This window comes from Pseudarthrobacter cremeus, assembly GCF_051857465.1.
Classification (GTDB): domain Bacteria; phylum Actinomycetota; class Actinomycetes; order Actinomycetales; family Micrococcaceae; genus Arthrobacter.
This window is the reverse complement of record NZ_JBPZHC010000004.1, coordinates 278,425-301,475: the sequence shown is the minus strand read 5'-3', so window position 1 is coordinate 301,475 and position 23,051 is coordinate 278,425. Positions and strand designations below refer to the sequence as shown.

Annotated in this window: 30 protein-coding genes; 23 read left to right on the top strand and 7 right to left on the bottom strand. The window is 61.5% G+C overall.

Annotated elements, in window-relative coordinates:
• The 14 genes from rpmC (at nucleotide 1) to map (ending at nucleotide 8,519) form a co-directional block, all read left to right on the top strand.
• A complete protein-coding gene (rpmC, locus tag ACS5PJ_RS09940; protein ID WP_066293285.1) occupies nucleotides 1-330 on the top strand; it encodes a 50S ribosomal protein L29 in 330 nt (109 codons plus the stop codon).
• Nucleotides 327-635, top strand: coding sequence for a 30S ribosomal protein S17 (gene rpsQ, locus ACS5PJ_RS09935; protein ID WP_108599005.1), 309 nt, complete (start codon nucleotides 327-329; stop codon nucleotides 633-635). The genes rpmC and rpsQ overlap by 4 nt, the downstream gene beginning before the upstream one ends.
• Nucleotides 636-1,341: 706 nt before the next feature.
• Nucleotides 1,342-1,710 carry a 50S ribosomal protein L14 gene (rplN, locus tag ACS5PJ_RS09930; RefSeq protein ID WP_024366126.1) on the top strand — a complete coding sequence of 123 codons (369 nt, stop codon included), beginning with the start codon at nucleotides 1,342-1,344 and terminating at the stop codon, nucleotides 1,708-1,710.
• A gap of 3 nt (nucleotides 1,711-1,713) precedes the next feature.
• Nucleotides 1,714-2,073 (top strand): 50S ribosomal protein L24, encoded by a 360-nt coding sequence (gene rplX / locus ACS5PJ_RS09925; protein ID WP_108599820.1) that lies wholly within the window; start codon nucleotides 1,714-1,716, stop codon nucleotides 2,071-2,073.
• The gene (gene rplE / locus ACS5PJ_RS09920; protein ID WP_056344366.1) at nucleotides 2,073-2,654 is read left to right on the top strand and encodes a 50S ribosomal protein L5; all 582 of its coding nucleotides are present in this window, start codon (nucleotides 2,073-2,075) and stop codon (nucleotides 2,652-2,654) included. Before rplX ends, rplE begins: the two co-directional genes overlap by 1 nt.
• 96 nt (nucleotides 2,655-2,750) lie before the next feature.
• Nucleotides 2,751-3,149 (top strand): 30S ribosomal protein S8, encoded by a 399-nt coding sequence (gene rpsH, locus ACS5PJ_RS09915; RefSeq protein WP_056425243.1) that lies wholly within the window; start codon nucleotides 2,751-2,753, stop codon nucleotides 3,147-3,149.
• Between the two features lie 18 nt (nucleotides 3,150-3,167).
• A complete protein-coding gene (gene rplF / locus ACS5PJ_RS09910; RefSeq protein WP_108599822.1) occupies nucleotides 3,168-3,704 on the top strand; it encodes a 50S ribosomal protein L6 in 537 nt (178 codons plus the stop codon).
• A 2-nt stretch (nucleotides 3,705-3,706) separates the two neighbouring features.
• Nucleotides 3,707-4,090, top strand: coding sequence for a 50S ribosomal protein L18 (gene rplR, locus ACS5PJ_RS09905; RefSeq protein ID WP_108599823.1), 384 nt, complete (start codon nucleotides 3,707-3,709; stop codon nucleotides 4,088-4,090).
• Complete coding sequence (gene rpsE / locus ACS5PJ_RS09900) at nucleotides 4,087-4,815, top strand: 30S ribosomal protein S5 (protein WP_066293261.1); 729 nt, start codon at nucleotides 4,087-4,089, stop codon at nucleotides 4,813-4,815. Before rplR ends, rpsE begins: the two co-directional genes overlap by 4 nt.
• A gap of 3 nt (nucleotides 4,816-4,818) precedes the next feature.
• Nucleotides 4,819-5,025: a 50S ribosomal protein L30 gene (gene rpmD / locus ACS5PJ_RS09895; protein WP_108599824.1), complete on the top strand. Its 207-nt coding sequence runs from the start codon at nucleotides 4,819-4,821 to the stop codon at nucleotides 5,023-5,025.
• Nucleotides 5,026-5,511: a 50S ribosomal protein L15 gene (gene rplO / locus ACS5PJ_RS09890; protein WP_439434722.1), complete on the top strand. Its 486-nt coding sequence runs from the start codon at nucleotides 5,026-5,028 to the stop codon at nucleotides 5,509-5,511.
• Nucleotides 5,512-5,732: 221 nt separating this feature from the next.
• Nucleotides 5,733-7,043 (top strand): preprotein translocase subunit SecY, encoded by a 1,311-nt coding sequence (gene secY / locus ACS5PJ_RS09885; protein ID WP_439434721.1) that lies wholly within the window; start codon nucleotides 5,733-5,735, stop codon nucleotides 7,041-7,043.
• Between the two features lie 5 nt (nucleotides 7,044-7,048).
• A complete protein-coding gene (locus tag ACS5PJ_RS09880) occupies nucleotides 7,049-7,618 on the top strand; it encodes an adenylate kinase (protein ID WP_439434802.1) in 570 nt (189 codons plus the stop codon).
• Between the two features lie 73 nt (nucleotides 7,619-7,691).
• The gene (gene map / locus ACS5PJ_RS09875; protein WP_439434720.1) at nucleotides 7,692-8,519 is read left to right on the top strand and encodes a type I methionyl aminopeptidase; all 828 of its coding nucleotides are present in this window, start codon (nucleotides 7,692-7,694) and stop codon (nucleotides 8,517-8,519) included.
• A 104-nt stretch (nucleotides 8,520-8,623) separates the two neighbouring features.
• Here map and ACS5PJ_RS09870 read toward each other — a convergent pair whose 3' ends face one another.
• The 3 genes from ACS5PJ_RS09870 to ACS5PJ_RS09860 form a co-directional block, all read right to left on the bottom strand.
• On the bottom strand, nucleotides 8,624-9,967 hold the full coding sequence (locus ACS5PJ_RS09870) for an ABC transporter substrate-binding protein (protein ID WP_439434801.1): 1,344 nt from the start codon (nucleotides 9,965-9,967) through the stop codon (nucleotides 8,624-8,626).
• Between the two features lie 68 nt (nucleotides 9,968-10,035).
• On the bottom strand, nucleotides 10,036-10,890 hold the full coding sequence (locus tag ACS5PJ_RS09865; protein WP_439434800.1) for a carbohydrate ABC transporter permease: 855 nt from the start codon (nucleotides 10,888-10,890) through the stop codon (nucleotides 10,036-10,038).
• Between the two features lie 62 nt (nucleotides 10,891-10,952).
• Complete coding sequence (locus tag ACS5PJ_RS09860; protein ID WP_439434719.1) at nucleotides 10,953-11,921, bottom strand: carbohydrate ABC transporter permease; 969 nt, start codon at nucleotides 11,919-11,921, stop codon at nucleotides 10,953-10,955.
• 219 nt (nucleotides 11,922-12,140) lie between these two features.
• Between ACS5PJ_RS09860 and ACS5PJ_RS09855 the strand changes: the two genes are divergently transcribed.
• The 8 genes from ACS5PJ_RS09855 to ACS5PJ_RS09820 all read left to right on the top strand — a co-directional run bounded on the left by ACS5PJ_RS09855 (nucleotide 12,141) and on the right by ACS5PJ_RS09820 (nucleotide 17,635).
• Nucleotides 12,141-13,193: a P1 family peptidase gene (locus ACS5PJ_RS09855; protein ID WP_439434718.1), complete on the top strand. Its 1,053-nt coding sequence runs from the start codon at nucleotides 12,141-12,143 to the stop codon at nucleotides 13,191-13,193.
• Nucleotides 13,194-13,360: 167 nt separating this feature from the next.
• Nucleotides 13,361-13,582, top strand: a complete 222-nt coding sequence (gene infA / locus ACS5PJ_RS09850; protein ID WP_009358723.1) for a translation initiation factor IF-1 — start codon at nucleotides 13,361-13,363, stop codon at nucleotides 13,580-13,582.
• Between the two features lie 69 nt (nucleotides 13,583-13,651).
• Complete coding sequence (rpmJ, locus tag ACS5PJ_RS09845; protein WP_009358722.1) at nucleotides 13,652-13,765, top strand: 50S ribosomal protein L36; 114 nt, start codon at nucleotides 13,652-13,654, stop codon at nucleotides 13,763-13,765.
• A gap of 178 nt (nucleotides 13,766-13,943) precedes the next feature.
• Nucleotides 13,944-14,318 (top strand): 30S ribosomal protein S13, encoded by a 375-nt coding sequence (rpsM, locus tag ACS5PJ_RS09840; RefSeq protein WP_104062624.1) that lies wholly within the window; start codon nucleotides 13,944-13,946, stop codon nucleotides 14,316-14,318.
• Between the two features lie 48 nt (nucleotides 14,319-14,366).
• Nucleotides 14,367-14,768 carry a 30S ribosomal protein S11 gene (rpsK, locus tag ACS5PJ_RS09835; protein WP_018769149.1) on the top strand — a complete coding sequence of 134 codons (402 nt, stop codon included), beginning with the start codon at nucleotides 14,367-14,369 and terminating at the stop codon, nucleotides 14,766-14,768.
• A 133-nt stretch (nucleotides 14,769-14,901) separates the two neighbouring features.
• The gene (locus ACS5PJ_RS09830) at nucleotides 14,902-15,912 is read left to right on the top strand and encodes a DNA-directed RNA polymerase subunit alpha (protein WP_108600151.1); all 1,011 of its coding nucleotides are present in this window, start codon (nucleotides 14,902-14,904) and stop codon (nucleotides 15,910-15,912) included.
• A 66-nt stretch (nucleotides 15,913-15,978) separates the two neighbouring features.
• Complete coding sequence (gene rplQ, locus ACS5PJ_RS09825) at nucleotides 15,979-16,710, top strand: 50S ribosomal protein L17, sunset domain variant (protein ID WP_439434717.1); 732 nt, start codon at nucleotides 15,979-15,981, stop codon at nucleotides 16,708-16,710.
• 31 nt (nucleotides 16,711-16,741) lie between these two features.
• Nucleotides 16,742-17,635, top strand: coding sequence for a tRNA pseudouridine synthase A (locus tag ACS5PJ_RS09820; protein WP_439434716.1), 894 nt, complete (start codon nucleotides 16,742-16,744; stop codon nucleotides 17,633-17,635).
• A 295-nt stretch (nucleotides 17,636-17,930) separates the two neighbouring features.
• Here ACS5PJ_RS09820 and ACS5PJ_RS09815 read toward each other — a convergent pair whose 3' ends face one another.
• Entirely contained in the window at nucleotides 17,931-19,334 is a 1,404-nt protein-coding gene (locus ACS5PJ_RS09815; protein WP_439434715.1) for a sensor histidine kinase, read from the bottom strand.
• Between the two features lie 521 nt (nucleotides 19,335-19,855).
• Here ACS5PJ_RS09815 and ACS5PJ_RS09810 point away from each other — a divergent pair.
• Nucleotides 19,856-20,641: a response regulator transcription factor gene (locus ACS5PJ_RS09810; RefSeq protein ID WP_439434714.1), complete on the top strand. Its 786-nt coding sequence runs from the start codon at nucleotides 19,856-19,858 to the stop codon at nucleotides 20,639-20,641.
• A gap of 26 nt (nucleotides 20,642-20,667) precedes the next feature.
• Here the strand turns inward: ACS5PJ_RS09810 and ACS5PJ_RS09805 are convergent, their stop codons facing one another.
• The 3 genes from ACS5PJ_RS09805 to ACS5PJ_RS09795 form a co-directional block, all read right to left on the bottom strand.
• A complete protein-coding gene (locus ACS5PJ_RS09805; protein WP_439434713.1) occupies nucleotides 20,668-21,129 on the bottom strand; it encodes an Hpt domain-containing protein in 462 nt (153 codons plus the stop codon).
• Nucleotides 21,130-21,224: 95 nt separating this feature from the next.
• Entirely contained in the window at nucleotides 21,225-22,109 is an 885-nt protein-coding gene (locus ACS5PJ_RS09800; protein WP_439434712.1) for a type II secretion system F family protein, read from the bottom strand.
• 7 nt (nucleotides 22,110-22,116) lie between these two features.
• Entirely contained in the window at nucleotides 22,117-23,049 is a 933-nt protein-coding gene (locus ACS5PJ_RS09795) for a type II secretion system F family protein (RefSeq protein ID WP_439434711.1), read from the bottom strand.
• Nucleotides 23,050-23,051: the final 2 nt, after the last annotated feature.

Here is a 23,051-nt window from a genome sequence, read left to right as displayed (position 1 = left end):
ATGGCAGTAGGATCCAAGGAACTTGCATCCGCACAGCTGGACACGTTCGACAACGAGCGCCTCGTTGAAGAACTCCGTAAGGCTAAGGAAGAGCTGTTCAACCTGCGTTTCCAGTCCGCCACCGGTCAGCTGGAGAACCACGGTCGTCTGCGCGCGGTAAAGAAGGACATCGCACGCATCTACACCGTTCTCCGTGAGCGCGAGCTGGGCATTCGTGCCGAGGTTGCCGCACCCGTTGTGGAAGCCAAGGAAGAAAAGAAGTCCAAGAAGGCAGCAACCAAGAAGGCCGAAAAGGCTGAAACGGTTGAGACCGAGGAGGATGCCAAGTGAGTGAAAAGGACGAGAACGTGACGGAAACTGTTTCCGCGGCAGCTACCGCTGCCGAGCGCGGTGACCGTAAGACGAAGCGCGGCTACGTGGTCTCGGACAAGATGGAAAAGACCATCGTTGTCCAGGTTGAGGACCGCGTGAAGCACGCCCTTTACGGCAAGGTCATCCGCCGCAACACCAAAATCAAGGCTCACGACGAAGAGAACACCGCCGGCATCGGCGACCTCGTTCTCCTCGCCGAGACCCGCCCGCTGTCCGCTACTAAGCGGTGGCGCCTGGTCGAGATCCTCGAAAAGGCCAAGTAACACCTGCAGCTCTGATTCCAGAGTCGCTTTGGAAACCCCCGTTCCCCTTGTGGGAGCGGGGGTTTCCTGCGTCTCGGGGGAAGTAGGTGGCAACGTGGCGTGGTGTGGCCGTCACGCACGGCACGGTTTCCCGGAGTGCACGACGGCGGCGGGCCGGGTTTGCGGGGGAGCGGCGCCCGGGGCGGGCCAAAAAGCGTGCCGTGCCTGCCGCCGTCGTACGCCCTGCCGCAACGCTCTGGCACTTCCTGCAGGGATATTACGAACGCTCTGGCACTTCCTCCCTCCGGACGGCGGCAGGAAGTGCCAGAGGGTCGCTGGAAAAGCGGCAGGATGTGCCAGAGGGTCGATGGAAAAGCGGCAGGATGTGCCAGAGGGTGTGGGGGAGTGGCGCGGCACCTCCAGGGTGGGCAGGAGGCCGCTGCCTGTGATATGGGAGCTGGGCTTTCCTGTGCTAGGATATTGAGTTTGTATGGCGCCGTTCGTGCGCCGTCATCTACCTCGTAAACAATCGTGCCACGGCATAGTGCCCCCTAGCGCAACGGATCCGTCCGGACCGCCTGGGAAGCAAATGTTTTTGGCACGGGAGTTTAGGCCTGGTCTGGCAAAATCCAGGCAGGTCAAGAGACACCCCGATCAACCGTTCCGCAAGGCTCATTCCGTAGGAAGATTTTCGGTCTGAGAACCCGCGCGACGCAAGGAGTAAATAGTGATTCAGCAGGAGTCGCGACTCAAGGTCGCCGACAACACGGGTGCTAAGGAAATCCTTACCATTCGCGTTCTCGGTGGATCTGGCCGTCGCTACGCAGGCATTGGCGACGTTATCGTCGCCACCGTCAAGGACGCAATTCCGGGCGGCAACGTAAAGAAGGGCGATGTTGTCAAGGCAGTCATCGTCCGTACCAAGAAGGAACGCCGCCGTGCGGATGGTTCCTATATCAAGTTTGACGAGAACGCAGCTGTGATCCTGAAGGCTGACGGTGACCCCCGCGGTACCCGCATCTTCGGACCGGTTGGTCGTGAACTCCGTGACAAGAAGTTCATGAAGATCGTTTCTCTGGCTCCGGAGGTGCTTTAGTCCATGGCTAAGATCAAAAAGGGTGACCTGGTTCAGGTCATCACTGGCGCCAAGGCTGAGCGCGGCGGCGACAAAGGCAAGCAGGGCAAGGTTCTGCGCGTGTTCCCTGAGACCAACCGCGTGTTGGTTGAAGGCATTAACCGCGTAACCAAGCACACCAAGGTCGGTCAGTCGCAGCGCGGCACCAAGACCGGTGGCATCGAGGTTGTTGAAGCCACGATCCACATCTCCAACGTGGCTCTGGTTGACCCGTCCACCAAGAAGCCCACCCGCGTCGGTTTCCGCACCGAGACCGTTGAGCGCAATGGCGTGAAGCGGGACGTGCGTGTTCGCGTGGCCAAGAGCTCCGGGAAGGACATCTAATGACTGAGACTCTCGAGACTCCGGCAGCGAAGATCGTTCCTCGTCTGAAGACCAAGTACGCCGATTCCATCAAGAGCACGCTCGTTGAGGAATTCAAGTACAGCAACGTCAACCAGGTTCCCCGCCTGGTGAAGGTCGTTGTGAACATGGGTGTTGGAGATGCCGCCAAGGACTCCAAGCTGATCGACGGCGCTGTCCGCGATCTGACCCTGATCACCGGCCAGAAGCCGCAGGTAACCAAGGCCCGCAAGTCGATCGCACAGTTCAAGCTGCGCGAAGGCATGCCCATCGGCGCACACGCTACCCTGCGTGGAGACCGCATGTGGGAATTCCTGGATCGTCTGGTCACGCTGGCTCTGCCCCGTATCCGCGACTTCCGCGGCCTCAGTGGCAAGCAGTTCGATGGCAACGGCAACTACACCTTCGGTCTGACCGAACAGGTTATGTTCCACGAAATCGACCAGGACTCCATCGACCGCGTTCGTGGCATGGACATCACCGTCGTAACCACTGCCAAGACCGATGACGAAGGCCGCGCGCTGCTCAAGGCGCTTGGTTTCCCGTTCAAGGCCGAAGACTAATCTAACTACGTAACAGGTCCTTCGGGGCTGCCGGATGCAGGCAACTGCGCCAGGTGCCACCGAGGAAACCGTTATGAGGAAGGGCAAGAGCCCACCATGACAATGACAGATCCTGTCGCAGACATGCTTACGCGTCTGCGCAACGCAAACTCGGCATACCACGATTCCGTGTCCATGCCGTACAGCAAGCTCAAGGCACGCGTTGCCGACATCCTGAAGGCTGAAGGTTACATCGCCTCCTGGAAAGAAGAAGACGCTGAGGTTGGCAAGAAGCTGACCCTCGAGCTCAAGTTCGGACCGAACCGCGAGCGTTCAATCGCTGGCGTTCGTCGTATTTCCAAGCCGGGACTGCGCGTTTACGCAAAGTCCACCAACCTCCCGCACGTGCTCGGTGGCCTGGGTGTCGCAATCCTGTCCACCTCTTCCGGCCTCTTGACTGATAAGCAAGCCGGCAAGAAGGGCGTGGGCGGCGAAGTCCTCGCCTACGTCTGGTAACGGGAAAGGAAGAGAATAATGTCACGTATTGGACGTCTCCCCATCACCGTTCCCGCCGGCGTTGAGGTCAAGGTTGACGGCTCTGTCGTCAGCGTCAAGGGCACCAAAGGCGAGCTGAACCACACTGTGGCCAGCCCGATCGAGGTTTCCCTGGATGCAGACACCCTGACTGTCGCCCGCCCGAACGACGAGCGCGCCTCCCGTTCACTCCACGGCCTGACCCGCACCCTGATCTCCAACATGATCGAGGGCGTTACCAAGGGCTACGAGAAGAAGCTTGAAATCGTTGGTACTGGTTACCGCGTTCAGGCCAAGGGATCTGACCTTGAGTTCGCTCTCGGCTACAGCCACCCGGTAAATGTTTCCGCACCGGACGGCATCACCTTTGCAGTTGAGACCCCGACCAAGCTCTCTGTTTCAGGTATCAACAAGCAGCAGGTCGGCGAGGTTGCTGCCAACATTCGCAAGCTGCGGAAGCCTGACCCGTACAAGGGCAAGGGCATCCGCTACGCAGGCGAAGTCATCCGCCGCAAGGTCGGAAAGGCTGGTAAGTAACCATGGCCATCTCAATCAATAAGAAGCGTACGAACAAGAGCAAGTCTGCTTCACGCAGCCGTCGCCAGCTTCGTATCCGCAAGCGCATCTCCGGTACGGCTGTACGTCCTCGTCTGGTCGTCAACCGTTCCGCACGCCACGTATTCGTCCAGGTTGTCGATGACACCAAGGGCCTGACCGTAGCGAGCGCGTCCACACTGGAAGCCGATCTTCGTGCATTCGAAGGCGACAAGAAAGCCAAGGCCAAGCGCGTTGGCGAGCTCGTTGCCGAGCGTGCGAAGGCTGCCGGTATCGAAGCTGTTGTCTTCGACCGCGGTGGTAACAAGTACCACGGCCGGATCGCCGCCGTCGCTGACGGTGCACGTGAAGGTGGGCTGTCACTGTGACGGAAGCAAACAAGGAAAAGGACACTGTGTCTGCAGATCAGAAGGCGACTGAAGCCGTAGCTGCTCCGGCCACTGAGACCACTGCTCCCGCTGCTGCCGACGACCGCCGTGGTGGCGCTCGTCGTGGCGAGCGTGGAGACCGTGGCCAGGGCCGCGGCGACCGTGGTGGCCGTGGCGGCCGCGACGGCGGCCGTGAAGCTGAGAAGAGCCAGTTCGTAGAGCGCGTTGTCACCATCAACCGCGTTTCCAAGGTGGTCAAGGGTGGTCGTCGCTTCAGCTTCACCGCCCTGGTCGTCGTTGGTGACGGTAACGGCATGGTCGGCGTTGGCTACGGCAAGGCTAAGGAAGTTCCTGCCGCAATCGCGAAGGGCGTTGAAGAAGCTAAGAAGTCCTTCTTCCGCGTTCCCCGCATCGGCAACACCATTCCCCACCGCGTTCAGGGTGAGGCTGCTGCCGGCGTCGTAATGCTGCGTCCGGCTTCCGCCGGTACCGGTGTTATCGCCGGTGGTCCGGTCCGTGCAGTACTGGAGTGCGTGGGCATCCACGACATCCTCTCCAAGTCGCTCGGTTCCTCAAACGCCATCAACATCGTTCACGCGACCGTTGATGCCCTGAAGCGCCTCGAAGAGCCGGCAGCAGTGGCAGCACGCCGCGGCCTGCCCCTCGACGAGGTTGCTCCGCCGGCAATGGTGAAGGCTCTCCTGAACCAGAAGGCGGGTGTCTAAGTCATGGCTAAGAACCTGTTCCCCTCCGACCTTCAGTTGGAGATCACACAGATCAAGTCCGCCATTGGCGGCAAGCAGAACCAGCGCGACACCCTCCGGTCACTCGGCCTGAAGCGGATCGGACACACCGTTGTCCGCACCGCCGACGCCGTGACCGTGGGAATGCTCAACACGGTTCCGCACCTGGTAAAGGTAGAGGAGGCGAAGTAAATGGCTGAGAAGAACACAGCAGCAAGCGCTCCTGCTGAGAAGCAGAACGCACTGAAGGTTCACCACCTGCGTCCCGCCCCGGGTGCCAAGACCGCCAAGACCCGCGTTGGTCGTGGTGAAGGTTCCAAGGGTAAGACCGCCGGTCGCGGTACCAAGGGTACGAAGGCCCGCTACCAGATCAAGGCTGGCTTTGCCGGCGGCCAGTTGCCGCTGCACATGCGCCTGCCGAAGCTGCGCGGCTTCAAGAACCCGTTCCGGGTTGAGTTCCAGGTTGTAAACCTGGACAAGCTCAACGAGCTGTTCCCGGAAGGTGGCGCTGTCACCGTGGAGAACCTGGTCGAGAAGGGTGCCGTTCGCAAGAACCAGCCCGTCAAGGTGCTTGGCACCGGCGACATCACCGTCAAGGTTGAAGTCACCGCCCACGCATTCTCGGCCAGCGCCGCAGAAAAGATTGCAGCAGCAGGCGGAAGCACCACCGCTCTCTAGGAGACGGTGGGCTGATGCCCGTTGTGGAACTCCCGGGATGCGGGGCCCCAAAGGCCCCGTGTCCCGGGAGTTTTTTTCACATCCCCGCACCATGAATTCCTGGCCGACGCGCTCTCGGGGCGGCCTGCGGATTATTCGCAGGACACATCCACCCGTTAGACTCGGTTGTTGGGATTATTGATACCCATCACACCACGCTTATTTACAACTCAGGAGGACGCGTGCTTAGCGCATTTGGCCGGGCCTTTCGCACGCCTGATCTGCGACGCAAGTTGTTGTTCACGCTGGGAATCATCACCATCTTCCGCTTGGGTGCTTTCATCCCCTCGCCTGGTGTGAATTACCAGAACGTCCAGCAATGCTTGCAGAGCGGTCAGACGGCAGGCGGGCTCTACCAGCTCGTCAACCTGTTCAGCGGTGGTGCCCTGCTTCAGGTGTCCATCTTCGCCCTGGGCATCATGCCGTACATCACGGCCAGCATCATTGTGCAGCTGCTCCGGGTGGTCATTCCCCGGTTCCAGGAGCTGTACGACGAAGGCGCGTCCGGGCAGTCCAAGCTCACCCAGTACACCCGGTACCTGACCATTGCCCTGGGCCTGCTGAACGCCACGACACTGGTGTCGCTTGCCCGTTCAGGACAGCTGCTGCCGGGCTGTGCGCTGCCGATCATCCCTGACAGCAGCATCATCACCACCATCCTGCTGATCATCACCCTCACCGCAGGCACCGGACTCATCATGTGGATGGGCGAACTCGTCACCGAGAAGGGTGTGGGCAACGGCATGTCGCTGCTCATCTTCACTTCCATCGCCGCGCAGTTCCCCACCTCCCTGGGCGCCATCTGGACCTCGCAGGGCCCGGGCACGTTCTTCCTCGTCCTGATTATCGGCCTCATAACTGTTGCCCTGGTGGTCTTCGTGGAACAGTCCCAGCGCCGTATTCCCGTGCAGTACGCCAAGCGCATGATCGGCCGGCGGACCGTGGGCGGCACCAGCACCTACATCCCCATCAAGGTGAACATGGCAGGCGTGATCCCCGTGATCTTCGCGTCCTCCATGCTCTACCTGCCGGGACTGATCTCACAGTTCAACCAGCCCAAGAACGGCGAGCCCATGCAGCCGTGGGTTGAGTGGATCAACAACAACCTGACCCGAGGAGACCACCCGATCTACATGGCGCTGTACTTCGCCATGATCGTGTTCTTCACCTACTTCTACGTCGCGATCACCTTCAACCCTGAAGAGGTCTCGGACAACATGAAGAAGTACGGCGGTTTCATCCCGGGTATCCGCGCCGGCAAGCCGACGGCGGATTACCTGCAGTACGTGCTCTCCCGGATCACACTGCCCGGCGCCCTTTACCTGGGCTTCGTGGCGCTGATTCCGCTGGTGGCACTGGTACTTATCAACGCGAACCAGAACTTCCCGTTCGGTGGCACCTCGATCCTGATCATGGTGGGCGTTGGCCTTGAAACCGTCAAGCAAATAGATGCGCAACTACAGCAACGTCACTACGAAGGGCTTTTGCGATGACGAAAATGTTGATTATTGGACCTCCCGGCTCGGGAAAAGGCACCCAGGCGGAACGCATTTCCGAACGCCTCGGCGTCGTTGCCATTTCCACCGGTGACATCTTCCGCGCCAACGTGAAGGGCGAAACCCCGCTTGGCATCGAAGCCAAGAAGTACATGGACAACGGCGACTTCGTTCCGGACAGCGTCACCAACAAGATGGTCCGTGACCGCCTCAGCGAGTCCGACGTCGAAAACGGCTTCCTCCTGGACGGCTACCCGCGCACCACTGCGCAGGTAGACTACCTCGACGGGATCCTCGCCACCAGCGAGGAGAAGCTCGACGTCGTCCTGCAGCTCACGGCCGACGACGAGGAACTCGTCCACCGCCTTCTGGGCCGTGCCAAGGAAACCGGCCGGAGCGACGACAACGAAGCCGTCATCAGGCACCGGCTGGACCTCTACCACGAGCAGACCGAGGCCGTTGTGGCCAAATATGCCGAGCGCGGCATCCTGACCCAGGTGGACGGCATCGGCGGCATCGACGAGGTCACCGACCGCGTCATGAATGCCATCAAGTCGGCCCAGGCCGCCTGACCCAGGCAAAAGAACTTCGAGGCTCCTCCCGGCACCCGGGAGGAGCCTCAGCCATTTGAAAGAAGGACGCACCATGGCATTCGGCCAGCCCCGTATCGAATACAAGACCAACGCCCAGATGCGCACCATGCACGAGGCCGGCCTGGTCCTTAGCCGTGCACTGAATGCGGCCCAGGCCGCGGCGGCGCCTGGCGTGACCACCAAGCAGCTGGACGAGGCCTTCGCAGCCGTGCTGAACGAAGCGGGCGCCAAGTCGAACTTCCTGGGGTACCACGGCTTCCCGGCCACCATCTGCACCTCCGTGAACGAGGAAGTTGTCCACGGCATCCCCGGTGGCCGTGTGCTCAACGACGGCGACATCATCTCGATCGACGGCGGCGCCATCGTGGATGGCTGGCATTCCGACTCGGCGCGCACTGTCATTGTGGGCAAGCCTGATCCGGAGGACCAGCGGCTGTCCGACGTCACCCAGGCTGCCATGTGGCGGGGTATCGCGGCGCTGACCACGGGAACCCACGTGGGCGACGTCGGTGCAGCCATCGATGACTATGTGTCCTCGGTCCCGGGCAAGCCGCTGGGGATCCTGGAGGACTACGTGGGCCACGGCATCGGCTCCGAAATGCACATGGCCCCGGATGTCCTGAACTACCGCACCAGCCACCGCGGCCCGAAGATCAAGCCCGGGCTGTGCCTTGCCATTGAGCCCATGCTGGTCCGCGGCAGCATTGAAACCGCCGTGTTGGATGACGACTGGACCGTGGTCACCACCGACGGCAAGCGTTCCTGCCAGTGGGAGCACTCGGTGGCCGTCCACGAGAAGGGGATCTGGGTACTCTCAGCCCCCGACGGCGGCGCGGAGCACCTGGTCCCGCTCGGCGTCGTGCCTGTCCCGATTCCCTAGGTTTCGACGCGCAAACACCCCTGTGACGCAGAAAATCCCTGGCGACACCCGGACTCGGGTGTCGCCAGGGATTTTGCGTGCGGGAGAGTAGGCGGAGCCGGAGGTCAGTTCAGCTTAGGCTTGACGTCCTTGGCGTAGATGCCCTCCAGGGTTTTCTTGAGTTCCGCCATGGTCGCTTTCACGTTTCCCTGCTGGGTGAGGATCTTTGCAGCGGCCTTGGCCATCTCCTGGTCCGCGCCGGGAAGGAATACCCGGGCGCGGTCCTGGACCCTGGTCACGGCGAGCTGGTCCATGGCTGTTTTGATCTGGGGCGTCTTCGCCAGCACCGCAGTCATGTCAGCCGAAGTACGGGTGGGCATGTACCCGGTGGCGGCGGAGAACGCTGCCGTGTTTTCCGGCTCGGTCATGAACTTGATGAAGGTGCCAGCGGCCAGCTGCTCCTCTTTGGTGATTCCGCTGGGGATGCCCAGTCCCGCACCGCCGGTGGGACATACTCCGCTGGTGGCTTTGGGTCCGCCCGGGAGGAAGCCGACGCCGACATTGAAAGTGGCAGAAGTCAGCACGCCAAGGAGTGAGCCTGTGGAGGAGATGGTGGATGAGGTGAGTCCGGCGGAGAAATCGTCGGCTGCTTCCTTGGAGGAAACTCCCGCCCAGCTGTGTTTGTAGATGGAATCCTGGGCCCACTGGAGGGCTTCCACTGATTCCGCCGAGTCGCAGGTGACCTCCCAGTCCTTGGACCAGGCACCGCCCCAGCCCCAGAGGTTGTTCTGCAGGGTCCAGCCGGCATAGCCTGCCAGCGCCGGATAAATGTAGGCGTACTGGGCTCCGGAGGACGCCTTCAGCTTGGGCGCCCACTCACCGAATTCCTGCCAGGTGGTGGGTGCGCGGTCCGGCAGGCCTGCGGCCTTGAAGTGGTCCTTGTTGTAATAGAACAGGGGAGTGGAGCGCCCGTAAGGCAGTGCCCACTGCTTGTCGTCGTACTTGTAGTCGTCCACCAGGGACTTGCGGAAGTCGTCAACCTTGATATCCAGTTGCTTGATGAGCCCGTCCACCGGAATGATGCTGCCGTTGGTGAAGTAGCGGAACCACCAGACGTCGGACAGGACCACCACGCCGGGCAGCCCTGTCTTGGCCGCCTGCGACGTCTGGAACTTCTGGGCGATTTCCTCGTAGTTCGCGCCCGCGGTGACCAGGTTGATCTTGATGTCCGGGAATTTGGCATGGAATTTTTCGATGATTGCTTTTTCCACATCCTGCGATTTGCCCGGGTGGTTGCTCCAGAAGTCGATCTTCGCGGCAGGCTTCACACCGCTGAAGTCGATGTCCGCCGCTTCGCTGGCAGCCGGGGTGCCTCCCGTGTTGGGGCCACCGCAGGCCGAAAGGGCTGCTGCGCCGGCGGTGGCGCCGGCCAGTCCCAGGAAAAGCCTCCGGTCAAGATTTGTTGCCATCATGGTTCCTTTCGATTGTTTCGTTGAGGATTTCGCTTCTGATGTGAAGTTCGACGGCGGCCGGCGGGTCAGCCGGTGACGCTGCCCTGGGTGAGCCCGGCAACGATGTAGCGCTGCAGGGCTGCGAAAACGATCAGTATGGGAACAATGACCAGGACGGCGCCGGCCATGAGGATTCCCCAGCCGGAGGCGTTGCTTTCCGAGTTCTGCAGCAGCGTAAGTCCCACGGGCAACGTCATGGTTTCCGGGCGGTCGGTGATGATGAGCGGCCAGATGTACTCGTTCCATTCACTGACCACCGTCACCAGTGCGACGGTGGCGATGGACGGAACGGACACGGGTACCACAATCTGCCACAGACGCCGCCAATGGCCCGCGCCGTCTATCTCGGCGGATTCCAGGATGGAAGCCGGCAGGGTCATGAAGTGTTGGCGCAGGAGGAATGTCCCAAACGCTGTTCCCAGACCCGGCAGGATGATGCCCCAGAGGGTGTTCTTGCCTCCCATGCCCGCGATCAGGATGTAGTTGGGCAGGATGGACACCTGTGGCGGCACCATCAGGGCCACGAGAATCAGCATAAAGATGAAGTTTTTGAACGGGAACCGCACGAACACCAGTGCGTAGGCTGTCAGGATGGCCAGCAGCACCTTCACGGTTGCGCCCACCACGGTCACGATCGTGCTGTTGATGAAGAACTGGGCGAACGGCACAGTGGTCATCGCGATGTTGTAGTTCTGGAAGTTGAGGCTCTCCGGCAGGATCTTGAGGTCCATGGTGATGATCTCGCCGGGCTGCTTGAAGGAGCTCAGAATCATCCACAGCAGGGGCAGGAAAACCACCAGAGTGGCGAGGACCAGCGGAAGGTAGCCGCCCACTATGGTCTGGACCAGGTTCGGAAGCGAGAACGGACGGTCCCGGGGCACGAACGGTACGGATTCGGCCACCGGAGGCGACGCTGGATCAGGGTTGACCGGCGATAGCGAACTCACGAGTAATGCACCTTCCGTTCCACGAAGCGCAACTGGAGGACAGTGATGATCAGGAGGATGGCGAAAAGGACCACGGAGATCGCGGCCGAGTACCCGGCTCTGTTGAACGCGCCGAAGGCCTGAAGGTACGCCTCGTAGATCAGGGTGCTGGTGCCCGCTCCCAAGGGTGTCATGATCCGGATCAGGTCAAAGGCCTGGAGCGAGCTCAGCATGGTAGTGATGAGGAGGAAGAAGGTGGTGGGGGACAGCAGCGGGACGGACATGCTGAGGAACCGCCGGAATCCATTTGCCCCGTCCAACGAGGCAGCCTCCATAACGTCCTGGGGCAGTGACTGCAGGCCGGCCAGGTACACCACCGCGCAGTAGCCCAGGTTCTTCCAGACATAGACCAGGATCACCATGACGAGGGACAGCTGTGGGTCATTGATCCATTGCGGGCTATTCTGGCCAATGCCGCGCAAAACCCACGCAAGGACTCCGTAGCCCGGGTCAAAGATGAACAGCCACACCAGGCCCACGCCCACGCCGGACAACACATAGGGGGCGAAAACAGCAGAGCGGGCAAACGTTGTACCGCGGACCCTGGAGTTCAGGGCCAGCGCAATGAGCAGCCCCAGGACCATGGAGCCGCCCACCGTCACCAGCGTGAACACCGCAGTGGTCCCGAGTACCTTCGAGGCGTCGTCGCTGCTGAAGAAGGTCACGTAATTCTCGAACCCCACCACGGTGGCCGAGGCGGAGCCCAGCGTCCAGTCGAGCGTTGAGTAGTAGATGTTGCTGATGAGCGGGCGGTACGTAAACACTGCAATCAGCAGGAGGTTGGGAAGGGCCAGGGCAAGGAAAACGAAGAAGTCACGGCGTGAGCGGCCAGACCAGCGTCGTCGGCGCAGTTCTCTCCGCGTACCGGACGGTCCGGGAGGTACCGGCGGGCTGGTCGATGGAGTCGAGGCGAGTTGACGGGTCATTCGGTTCTCTATCGGACGGGGCCTGCTTGTGGCTGGCCGGCGGGCAAGGGATCTAGCCATACTTCACCACAGATGGTGGGCAGGACCCTCGCACAAGCCCTCGTCAGAGGTTTATTGTTGAAGGCTTCATCGCCCGCTAATGCTGTGTTCGTTGCAGTATTGCACAACGTTTGCTTTTCGGCCCGGAGGCCCGGTCCACCCATCAAGCACAATGGACCCATGGGAGCGATCACGGATGTGCAGGGGATACGCGTGGGTCATGCCGGGAAAACCGGCGACGGCTGGATGACCGGTGTGACGGTGGTGCTGCCGCCACCAGGCACGGTGGGCTCGGTGGACGTGGCCGGCGGAGGCCCCGCCACCCACGAGACCGACGCCCTGGACCCCACCACGCTGGTCTCAACCGTGGACGCCGTTGTACTCACCGGCGGCAGCGCCTACGGGCTGGCCTCCGCCGGTGGAGCACAGCAGTGGTGCGAGGAAAACGGCCGCGGCTTCGCCGTACCCGGGGGGGTCGTTCCCATCGTTCCCGCTGCCGCCATCTTCGACCTGGGCCGCGGCGGCAACTTCTCAGCGCGCCCGACGGCGGACATGGGCTATGCGGCAACCGCGGCCGCCGCCGCGCAACCGGAAGGGCACGACGTCGGACGCGGCAACGTCGGGGCCGGCACCGGGGCAGTGATCGCCAGGACGTACAAAGGCGGCGTGGGCACGGCCTCGGTCACGCTCGAGAACGGTGTGGTTGTCGGAGCCTTGGCCGTGGTTAATGCCCTTGGACTGCCTGTGGTTGCTCCGGGGAATCCCGAACCCTCCGCGCGCTCGGTCGTGCCGCCCCACGAGCCCCCTAACCTCGCAAGCTCGGCCAGGGAACCCGGCTCGCGTGGGCCCACCTTAGACGCGCGCTTCCGGGGTCCCGATTCCCCGTCGCCTGATGAGTCGCCAGGGCTCAACACCACACTTGTTGTGGTGGCTACGAACGCTGTCCTCGATGTGGCGGAGTGCAAGCGCACGGCGTCCGCAGCACAGGCCGGGATCGCGCGGGCTCTGAATCCGAGCCACACCTTGGCTGACGGGGACGTGGTCTTTTGTTTGGCGACCGGGGCCATACCGCTCGACCGGAGCAGTGACACTGCCCGGCAGGTGAGTCTGATTACCCTGCAGAGTGCGGCAGCCGACGTCGTACGCCTGGCGATCCTTGACGGGGTGCAGAGCGCGGAGACGGTGATAGCTCCTGCCGGCGAATATGGTGCGTTCGGACGCCCGGTGCGCTAACATACTGGATTTAACTTTCTCGCCAAAGTGGCGTAGTGTTGCTTGTTGGTTGTCTGCCCTGCTGTGCCCTGTTTGGGGCCAGAGGTGACAACCGATCCAACAAAAACGTTCGTGGTCATGTCCGGTGCAATCCGGCGGGGCCGCGGCAACAACAGTTAGCGGAGGGTATGGCCAAGAAGGACGGGGTCATTGAGATCGAGGGCGTTGTGACTGAGGCGCTGCCTAACGCGATGTTTCGCGTTGAGCTGACCAACAAGCACATCGTACTTGCGCACATCTCAGGCAAGATGCGCCAGCACTACATCAGGATTCTCCCTGAGGACCGGGTAGTGGTGGAACTGAGCCCGTATGACCTCACTCGGGGTCGTATCGTCTACCGCTACAAGTAAATTCTGGGCAGCCTCAGCATGAGCTGAGCGCTGCTCCAGTTGACCAACTGCCACACGCAAAGGAATGCCATGAAGGTCAAGCCGAGCGTCAAGCAGATCTGCGAAAAGTGCAAAGTGATCCGCCGTAATGGCCGGGTCATGGTGATCTGCGAGAACCCGCGCCACAAGCAGCGCCAGGGCTAATTTCCTTTTCGAAGGAAATCCTGGGTTGCTAACCCACGCAAGTAAATAAAGAAGGCAGCACAAGCTGAACTGGGACGTATGAGCCCGGACAGCTAACCCCCGGTCGGAGGCTGGGGCCGCACAGAACGTGCGGGTGTACTGCCTACGACCTCCGGTTTATTCAAGGAGCACTGCCTCTATGGCTCGTCTCGCTGGCGTAGACATTCCCCGCGAAAAGCGGTTGGAAATTGCGCTTACTTACATCTACGGCGTGGGCAAGACCCGTGCACACGAAACCCTGGCTGCCACTGGCATCAGTGCTGACGTCCGCGTTAAGGACCTCACTGACTCCCAGCTGGTGGAACTTCGTGACTACATTGAAGGCAACTACAAGGTTGAGGGTGACCTTCGCCGCGAAGTAGCAGCAGATATCCGCCGCAAGGTTGAAATCGGCAGCTACGAAGGTATCCGCCATCGCAAGGGCCTGCCAGTACGCGGACAGCGTACGAAGACGAACGCACGTACCCGCAAGGGCCCGAAGCGTACCGTGGCCGGCAAGAAGAAGGCCCGTTAAATCCCTCGGGATTAACCGGCTCCCCAATAACTTTCTGTAGGAGAAAAAATGCCCCCGAAGACTCGTGGCGCGGTTCGCAAGCCGCGTAAGAAGGACAAAAAGAATATCGCGCTGGGCCAGGCGCACATCAAGAGCACTTTTAACAACACCATCGTGTCCATCACGGATCCGAACGGCGCTGTTATCTCTTGGGCTTCCTCAGGTGAGGTTGGCTTCAAGGGCTCACGCAAGTCCACCCCGTTCGCTGCCCAGATGGCTGCCGAAGCTGCTGCCAAGCGTGCCCAGGAGCACGGCATGCGCAAGGTTGACGTTTTCGTCAAGGGACCGGGTTCAGGACGCGAGACTGCAATCCGCTCGCTGCAGGCCGCTGGCCTGGAGGTTGGCTCCATCCAGGACGTCACCCCCGCAGCGCACAACGGCTGCCGTCCGCCGAAGCGCCGCCGCGTCTAAGGCTTTTCCCGCAGCTGCGAGCTTGCCCGGACCGTCGATGGTCCGGGCAAGCCCAGCCGCGTTAAGTCTTCAGACCGAATTTCCACCACCTGTGTTGCGTCATATAGCGGATGCTCGCCGAAAGGAAACCTAAGTGCTCATTGCACAGCGCCCCACCCTCTCCGAAGAGGTCGTCTCCGAAAACCGCTCGCGTTTCATCATTGAACCGCTGGAACCGGGCTTCGGCTACACACTCGGAAACTCCCTCCGCCGTACCCTGCTCTCCTCCATCCCCGGCGCTGCTGTCACCAGCATCCGGATCGATGGCGTGCTGCACGAGTTCACCACGGTTCCGGGTGTCAAGGAAGATGTCACTGAGATCATCCTGAACATCAAGAGCCTGTCGGTCTCCTCCGAGCACGATGAGCCGGTTGTTGCTTACCTGCGCAAGCAGGGCCCCGGAGTCGTCACCGCCGCGGACATCGCTCCGCCGGCCGGCGTCGAATTCCACAACCCGGATCTGCACATTGCCACCCTGAACTCGAAGGGAAAGTTCGAACTCGAACTGACCATCGAGCGCGGCCGCGGCTACGTTTCGGCAGCTCAGAACAAGTCCGGCGACTCCGAGATCGGCCGCATCCCGGTCGACTCGATCTACTCGCCGGTCCTGAAGGTTACTTTCCGCGTGGAAGCAACCCGTGTTGAGCAGCGCACTGACTTCGACAAGCTCATTGTCGACGTCGAGACCAAGCAGGCCATCGCCCCGCGCGATGCTGTTGCTTCCGCAGGTACCACCCTGGTGGAACTCTTCGGTCTGGCCCGCGAGCTGAACACCGCAGCTGAAGGTATCGAGATTGGCCCGTCGCCGACGGATGCTGCCCTGGCAGCAGACATGGCACTGCCGATCGAGGATCTGGACCTCACGGTCCGTTCCTACAACTGCCTCAAGCGTGAGGGCATCCACACCGTGGGTGAACTCGTAGCCCGCTCCGAGGCTGACCTGATGGACATCCGTAACTTCGGTGCGAAGTCCATTGACGAGGTCAAGGCAAAGCTGGTTGAACTGGGCCTGTCCCTCAAGGACTCGCCTCCCGGTTTTGACCTCGCAGCACGCGCCGCAGCAATTGAAGAGAACGACGCCGACTTCGGCGACGACGAACTCTAAAACAGATCTTGGCCGGCGGGCACCATGGTGTGCCCACCACCGGCTTCCATATGAGGAGAAACAATTATGCCTACCCCCACTAAGGGTCCGCGCCTCGGAGGCGGCCCGGCTCACGAGCGTCTTATGCTCGCGAACCTGGCAGCAGCACTGTTCGAGCACAAGCGGATCACCACCACGGTGACCAAGGCCAAGCGGCTCAAGCCGTACGCCGAGCGCCTCGTGACCTTCGCCAAGCGCGGCGACCTGGCTTCACGCCGTCGCGTGCTCGGCCTGATCAGCAACAAGGGCGTCGTCCACGAGCTGTTCACCGACATTGCGTCGGCAGTGGAGAACCGCGATGGCGGCTACACCCGCATCACCAAGATCGGCAACCGCAAGGGCGACAACGCTCCCATGGCCGTCATCGAACTGGTCCTCGAGCCGGTTTCCGCCAAGCAGGCCATTGTAGCCGAGGCTACCTCTGCCGCCAAGCGCGACGCCGACAAGAAAGACGCCGCTGCTGCCGCTCCGGCTGCTGACGACGCTGCTGAGGCCGAGGTCGTTGAGACCGAAGCTCCCGCCGCCGAAGAAGCCGCTGAAGCCAAGTACGCCGGTTCCAAGCCTGCTACCGCTGACAACGTTGCCCCTGAGGGCTTCGAGGTCAAGGGCAACGAGGACTCCATGAAGTTCCATGTTCCCGGCTCACGCTGGTACGACGCCACCACCGCTGAAGTATGGTTCGACTCCGCTGAGTCCGCCGCAGCAGCAGGCTTCGCGCCTGCCGGTGGCGACGCTGCACAGGCCGTCGAAGCTGAGTAATCAGCTCTGACGCTCCAGTAGACTTGAGTCTATGAACGACCAAAAACCCGCGGCCCCCGTTACAAGGGGCGGCGGGTTTTTGCGTGTCCGGTTTGATTTGTCGTACGACGGCGGCCCCTTCAGCGGGTGGGCGGTGCAGCCGGGACTCCGGACCGTCCAGGGCGTCCTGGAAGAGGCGCTGGCGCTGCTGCTCCGCCGGCCGATCCGTGTGACGGTCGCGGGCCGCACCGACGCCGGCGTGCATGCCCGTGGCCAGGTGGTCCACCTCGACCTGACCGAAGCCGAGTGGCTGGGACTGCCGCGCGGGCACGAACTCGATCCCGCCGTCGCGCTTCTCCGCCGGATCCGCGGGGCACTGAGCCGGGGCCTTGGCGACCTCACCGGCTCCATAGAGGTGCACAACGTGTCTTTGGCCCCGGAAGGCTTCGACGCACGTTTCTCCGCTCTCTGGCGGCGCTACAGCTACCGCATCGCCGATGGCCCGGCACTCTGGGACCCGCTGGAACGCTACTTCACGCTCTGGCACCCGAACCCGCTCGATGTTTCGTTGCTCAACGAGGGAGCCTCCAAATTGCTGGGGCTGCAGAATTTCCTGTCGTTCTGCAAGCCGCGGGAAGGCGCCACCACCATCCGTGAGCTGCAGCGCTTCGAGTTTGCCCGCAGCGAGGACGGCGTGATTGTTGCCACTGTGCAGGCCGATGCCTTCTGCCACAACATGGTCCGTTCCCTGGTTGGCTCCGCCCTGTACGTGGGCGAGGGAATTGAGGAACCGGGCTGGCTGCATGAGCGGCTGCTGGCCCGGAAGCGGGACGCGAAGTCCATCCTGGCCGCTCCGCACCCGCTGGTGCTGGAGGAAGTGGCCTACCCTTCCGACGACGAGATGCTGGCCCGTGCCGAGCTGACCCGGGCGGTGCGGCAACACTGAGCCTGGGAGCTGACATCACAATTAACTTCCAGGCATTAATGTCGTCGCGAACCTTGAAGAGCCACGTAATCGAGCTGGAAAAGGCTGTATCAAGGACGGCGCGGTGCTGGCCGGTGTTGACTCGAGACCGAGTTGAGGCGGTGAGCGAACACATCAGGGTCGCCGTTGCGGAACTGGTTGTTGGGAAATCACCGATTTTCAGCCGTTCGGACGCCACTCGGCGCGTGAACAGCCTTAGCCTAGAGTTCGACGATGAGCACAGCAGGTGACGCAACCGCAGGCAGCAGGAGCGACCCTAGAAGGACGGGGGAGGGCCCTCGGCGGGTAGAGTCACGGTGAATGTGCTGCCCTCGCCTTGGTGGCTCACACAGGATATGTGGCCACCGTGGCGTTCAATAATCGTTTTCGTAATGGACAGCCCCAGGCCGGCTCCGGATATCGCCGCCCTGCGCGCTTCGTCGGCCCGGAAGAAGCGTCTGAAGATCCTGCTTGAATCTTCCGGGCTCATGCCCATCCCCGTGTCTTTGACGCAAAGGCGAACCCAATCTTGAGTGGCATCCGCAGTAATCTTTACAACCCCGCCCCCGGGTGAGTACTTAATGGCATTCGAAACCAGGTTGTCCAAGGCCTGCCCTATTCGCAGGGGATCCGCATAAGCCCACAACGGGGACGGAACGTCGGCGACGAGGGAAATGTTGGACCGGTCCGCCTGTGCTCGCGCCGAACCGATGCTGGTTTCCACGAGGCCAGCAAGGTCTGTTCTTTTGGGGTGCACCTTCAGGGCCGAGGATGCGGACAACGTGAGGTCGGAAACGAGGGCGATTAGCCTCTCGGAATTTCGTTGTACGACTTCGAGGCGCTTGGCAGACAGCGGCGAGGTGGCCTGGTCCTCCAGGACCAGGTCGACGTTCCCCAGAATCGAATTGAGGGGTGTCCGGAATTCGTGGGAAACGTTGGACACCAGTTCCTCGTTTGCGGCCAAGGCTTCCACGAGGCCAGTCACATCGGTGTAGACGATAACCGCCCCGGCGAGTTCGCCGTCGTCGTCCATTAGCGGGCGCGCTGCGGTGGACACCGCACGCTGACTTTCCCCTTCACCGAACCACACCAGGTAGTCCGCGAAGGACTCGCCTTTAGTCGCTCTGTGAATAGGACGTTTGTCCGTCTGCAACGGGCTGGTCTTGTCGTGCGCGAAGATGGGCTGATCCTGCTCAGCGACCGTACCCTGAGAGTTGCCCGGGGCAGCCTTTTGTTGGAAGGTCCGCTGCCAGCTGTTTGTCAACAGGTGCTGCCCGCGGGAGTTTACGGCAACTATCCCGACATCGGTCGCATCGAGAATGGTCTTTAGGAGCCGCTCCCTGTCCCTACTTTGTCTCAGCAGTTCCCGGAGTTCCTGGTCCTTTTCCTTCAGCTGGCGTTGTTGGAGGCGCATATTGACCGTGGCGAAGCGTATGGCCAATGAAACCGTAAGCATCATGACGGGCAGTAGGACGGCGGAGGTGATGTCCGCAGCGGTGGGGTGCGGCAGCTTGCCCAGCAAGGCGGGCAAGGCAATGAGCGTGGGGCCGACAAAACTTAGTGTTACCGCGGTGCGGGCCAGCATGCCCGAGGCTGACAGCCAGATAACAGGAAAGATTGCCAGCACACCCAGCCCGGGGAGTACGGGGCCCGCACCATTACGGGAAAGAAAGATTGCCAACAGGTCTAAGACGGGAATGACCAGAAAAGCGCTGGGCCGCAGGCGCTCCCAAGGGATTAGGAAGCAGGCCAGGAAGAGGGCGGCGTGGAGTATCATCCCGAGAACGTATTGAGGGCTGTTGAGCAGACTCGGCCACGCAAAGGGTGTTGCCACGGAAAGGGCCGCGACAATAAGGGCCAGCGGAAGCTGGCACAATGCGACCCGAGTGCGGGGACCAAGATTTCTGAAATAGTGGGCCACACCCCTAGGTGAGGGACGTACAGCCATACGAGCTCTCCATCTTTCCTGACAGTCCCAATTCCATCCCCAGCCAATTCGTGCACCCAAATTTCCCAGCGCGCGGCACTTTACTCTCTGAATCCTAATGTGTATGTGCGTCATAGTAATTGACTTTTCAGAATGAAATGTGAGGAGGGGTGTCATCTGCCGTTCATACTTGTACCGTAGAGAGAGTTGGAGTGTATTTGGCATCGGCGCTGGGCTGATGGGGGGCGAAATACACCTGGCGTTGGGGATGGCTAATGGATGATCTTGGCGTAGCAGTAGTAATTGAAGACGACGTGGATATCAGAAACCTCTTGGAAGGGGTACTGACCCAGGCTGGCTTCGAGGTCCATACGGCGGCGGATGGACGGGAAGGCGTCGAAGTTGTGCGCCGTCGGCAGGCCAGCGTAGTCACGCTGGACATCGGCCTTCCGGACATTGACGGTTTTGAAGTGCTCAGACGGATCCGCGGTTTCAGCGACGCCTATGTTGTGATGCTGACCGGCAGGACCGAGGAGCCCGACCTCCTGTCGGCGCTCAACGCCGGCGCGGACGACTACATCGCCAAGCCCTTCCGGCCCCGTGAACTCCGGGCGAGGGTGGCGGCCATGATGCGCCGGCCCCGGCACGAGGCCAAAGACGAGCAGAAACCGGCGCCGGCATGGGCTACGGAACCTGCTGCCCCGGCCACGCTGGTGGACGCTGGCCTGCTCAGCCACAACGGACTCGCGCTGAGCCCCCGGACCCGCACCGTGGTGCTTGACGGTGAAAACCTCACCCTCACCCGCAGTGAGTTCGATTTGCTGCACACCTTGCTGAAGGGAGCCGGAGCTGTCTGTACCAGGTCCCACTTGGTGCGTGCTGTCAGGGGAGACCTTTACGAGGCAGACGCCTACATCAGTGAGGCCGACGAACGTGCCGTGGAAGTCCACATCGGCAACCTGCGCCGCAAGCTCAAGGAGGACTCCCAATCCCCTCGATGGCTCCAGACTGTGCGGGGTGTCGGCTACCGGCTGGCGCCGAAGAGACAGGCCCAGGGCTGAGGGCATTGTTGTCCTTACAGGACCCGCTAGTTCTTGAGGATGTAGCTGGACTGGAGTTCTGAAACGGTCTGGCTGCCGTTCTCCGCCACGCGTTCCATAATCGCCAGCCCTTGCCGGAAATCGCCCTGCCGAATCACGTCTTCCAGAATTTTGGCCAGCCGCGCCAGACGGAGCCCGCCCACCATGGCCGATGTAATCCGCAGGCTGATAGCGGCGTCCAACGCGCCGGCCACATCCTTGTTCTGTACGGCAGCCGTCAATTTCGCGAGGCGCTGGTCCCACATTGCCGCGTAGTCCCGGGCGAAGCGGAGCGCCAACTCCAATCCGTCCAGCTGCTCTTCCAGTTCCTGGAGGGTGTCGCTGTCCACCAGGGGAAGAAGCTCGTCATAGTCAGTCGTCATTCCAGTGGCTTCAGCCACCATTGATCCCGCAGGAAGAGCGGCTGCAGGCGTGCCCTTGCCGCTGGGCTGCGAATCTGGAATGAACATGGTTTAAGGCTACTTCCTGGTTTTGCTGTGGGCTCCGACTTAAGCCGATCCTGTGGAAACCTTGCGGGTGCCTGAGGAACGGCGTCGTATTTGGATCATTGGCTGCTGAACGTGACAACCGTGTTGATTACAGCGGGGCCCAGAATGGCAATGAAGAGCACCGGGAAGATGAAGAACAGGAGGGGAAAGAGGATCATCACGGGGAGCTTCATGGCTTTTTCCTCTGCACGCTGGCGGCGCTTGACGCGCATGACTTTGGCCTGGACCCGGAGGACGCCGCTGATGGCGATGCCATATGTGTCAGCCTGGACCACAGCCTGCACGAAGCTCCGCAGTTCCGGAATGCTGGTCCGCTCGGCCAGCGCCTGGTACGACTCGCGGCGGCTTCGGCCAACCTGCATATCCTGCAGGGTGCGGACCAGTTCCTCCGCCAGCGGACCCTTGCCATTTGCTCCGGCCCGTGCCATCGCACCTTCGAAACCAAGCCCGGCCTCCACCGAGATCAGCATTTGGTCAAGGGTGTTCGCCAATTCGAGCTGCATGGCCTTCTGACGTTCCAGGCCTTTGCTGTACAGCAACAGGTCCGGGATGAAGTAACCGAGGACGAGCACGAACAGGCCGGCGAGCTTCATGACAGGCGTGCTGCCGAGGGCGGTGAGGTACAAGCCCAGGAAGGCACCCATCACGCCGAGGGCGAGCTTGGCGCCAAGGACCTTTTCCAGCGGCATTGAAACCGGCCTGCCGGCAAGTGACAGCAGGCGATCAAGTTTGCGGACATATGCAGGGGGAGTCAGCCGGTAAACGATCCTCGTTAGGAAGTCTGCGGACTCCTTCTCAGGTGCCTCGGCCGCCCGTCTGCCGCGGTTGAGGATAGCTACCGTGGCAGCCCTGCCTTTTCGGTCCAAGGAGAGGATGGACCATGCAACGTAACCGATGGGGAGGGACACGAGCAGTAGCGAGGAAAGTACTAATAGGCTCATTGCCGCCTCAGAACTTCAGATCGATGATTTTGCGCATCCACAGGCTGCCTATCGTCATGAGGATGGCGGACGCTCCGATCATGCCCCAGCCCAGCGGGTGTGTGAACATCGAATTCATGTAGCCGGGGTTCACGGTCATAAGCATCATCACAATGCCGAACGGCATGGCAACCAGAATGTAGGCCGAGAACTTGCCTTCGGCGGCCAGTGATTTGATGTGGCCTTTGATCTCGCTGCGCTCTCTGATGGTTTCGCCGACCTGGTCAAGCACCTCCGCCAGGTTGCCGCCCACTTCGCGGTTTATCTGGATGGCCTGGGCGATCCATACGAAGTCTTCGTTCTCCATACGCTCTGACGTGTCAGTTAGTGAATCAAGCAGGTCGCGGCCAAGGCTTGTCTCCGTGATGACGCGGCGCATTTCCTCGGATGTCGGGCTTTGGGACTCGGCTGCGGCAGCGTCGATGGCACGCAGGATGCTGTGTCCCGCACGAAGGCCGCCGGAAAGCAACTGCAGGGTGTCACCAAGCTGCTGGTCGAATTTAGCGCGTCGTTTGCCGGCAAGGAACCCCAGAAGAAGGTGCCCGACGAAGGGCGCCAGAATGAAAAGCAGGAAAGAGATAAATGGCACGCCCATCACCAGGCCTACCAGTACTCCCACGACCCCTCCGGCAATGACCAGCACCATGAACTCGGCTTGGCTGAGCCGCAGGCCGGCATTCTCAAGTGCCTCGCGTTGATAGAGCCGGACGTTTCGGGCTGCCAGCAACCTATCCAGACCGCCCACCGTGATATGGGCCAGACGGGAAAGTCCCGACGGCGGATCCGCCTCATACGGGCGCCGGCGGTTTAGTGCGATTTCGGGGGTTCGGGGCAGCACCAGTGCCACTCCCAACAGGATGGGGGCGAGGAAGAGGAGCGCGGCACCAAGAAGGATGAGCATGA

What these genes read in the sequence shown, in the direction of transcription:
- rpmC (WP_066293285.1), top strand. Translation starts at nt 1, where the DNA reads ATGGCAGTAGGATCCAAGGAACTTGCATCCGCACAGCTGGACACGTTC.
- rplX (WP_108599820.1), top strand. Translation starts at nt 1,714, where the DNA reads ATGGCTAAGATCAAAAAGGGTGACCTGGTTCAGGTCATCACTGGCGCC.
- rplE (WP_056344366.1), top strand. Translation starts at nt 2,073, where the DNA reads ATGACTGAGACTCTCGAGACTCCGGCAGCGAAGATCGTTCCTCGTCTG.
- rpsH (WP_056425243.1), top strand. Translation starts at nt 2,751, where the DNA reads ATGACAATGACAGATCCTGTCGCAGACATGCTTACGCGTCTGCGCAAC.
- rplF (WP_108599822.1), top strand. Translation starts at nt 3,168, where the DNA reads ATGTCACGTATTGGACGTCTCCCCATCACCGTTCCCGCCGGCGTTGAG.
- rplR (WP_108599823.1), top strand. Translation starts at nt 3,707, where the DNA reads ATGGCCATCTCAATCAATAAGAAGCGTACGAACAAGAGCAAGTCTGCT.
- rpmD (WP_108599824.1), top strand. Translation starts at nt 4,819, where the DNA reads ATGGCTAAGAACCTGTTCCCCTCCGACCTTCAGTTGGAGATCACACAG.
- rplO (WP_439434722.1), top strand. Translation starts at nt 5,026, where the DNA reads ATGGCTGAGAAGAACACAGCAGCAAGCGCTCCTGCTGAGAAGCAGAAC.
- ACS5PJ_RS09880 (WP_439434802.1), top strand. Translation starts at nt 7,049, where the DNA reads ATGTTGATTATTGGACCTCCCGGCTCGGGAAAAGGCACCCAGGCGGAA.
- map (WP_439434720.1), top strand. Translation starts at nt 7,692, where the DNA reads ATGGCATTCGGCCAGCCCCGTATCGAATACAAGACCAACGCCCAGATG.
- ACS5PJ_RS09870 (WP_439434801.1), bottom strand. Translation starts at nt 9,967, where the DNA reads ATGGCAACAAATCTTGACCGGAGGCTTTTCCTGGGACTGGCCGGCGCC.
- ACS5PJ_RS09860 (WP_439434719.1), bottom strand. Translation starts at nt 11,921, where the DNA reads ATGACCCGTCAACTCGCCTCGACTCCATCGACCAGCCCGCCGGTACCT.
- ACS5PJ_RS09855 (WP_439434718.1), top strand. Translation starts at nt 12,141, where the DNA reads ATGGGAGCGATCACGGATGTGCAGGGGATACGCGTGGGTCATGCCGGG.
- infA (WP_009358723.1), top strand. Translation starts at nt 13,361, where the DNA reads ATGGCCAAGAAGGACGGGGTCATTGAGATCGAGGGCGTTGTGACTGAG.
- rpmJ (WP_009358722.1), top strand. Translation starts at nt 13,652, where the DNA reads ATGAAGGTCAAGCCGAGCGTCAAGCAGATCTGCGAAAAGTGCAAAGTG.
- rpsM (WP_104062624.1), top strand. Translation starts at nt 13,944, where the DNA reads ATGGCTCGTCTCGCTGGCGTAGACATTCCCCGCGAAAAGCGGTTGGAA.
- rpsK (WP_018769149.1), top strand. Translation starts at nt 14,367, where the DNA reads ATGCCCCCGAAGACTCGTGGCGCGGTTCGCAAGCCGCGTAAGAAGGAC.
- rplQ (WP_439434717.1), top strand. Translation starts at nt 15,979, where the DNA reads ATGCCTACCCCCACTAAGGGTCCGCGCCTCGGAGGCGGCCCGGCTCAC.
- ACS5PJ_RS09820 (WP_439434716.1), top strand. Translation starts at nt 16,742, where the DNA reads ATGAACGACCAAAAACCCGCGGCCCCCGTTACAAGGGGCGGCGGGTTT.
- ACS5PJ_RS09810 (WP_439434714.1), top strand. Translation starts at nt 19,856, where the DNA reads ATGGATGATCTTGGCGTAGCAGTAGTAATTGAAGACGACGTGGATATC.
- ACS5PJ_RS09805 (WP_439434713.1), bottom strand. Translation starts at nt 21,129, where the DNA reads ATGTTCATTCCAGATTCGCAGCCCAGCGGCAAGGGCACGCCTGCAGCC.
- ACS5PJ_RS09800 (WP_439434712.1), bottom strand. Translation starts at nt 22,109, where the DNA reads ATGAGCCTATTAGTACTTTCCTCGCTACTGCTCGTGTCCCTCCCCATC.
- ACS5PJ_RS09795 (WP_439434711.1), bottom strand. Translation starts at nt 23,049, where the DNA reads ATGCTCATCCTTCTTGGTGCCGCGCTCCTCTTCCTCGCCCCCATCCTG.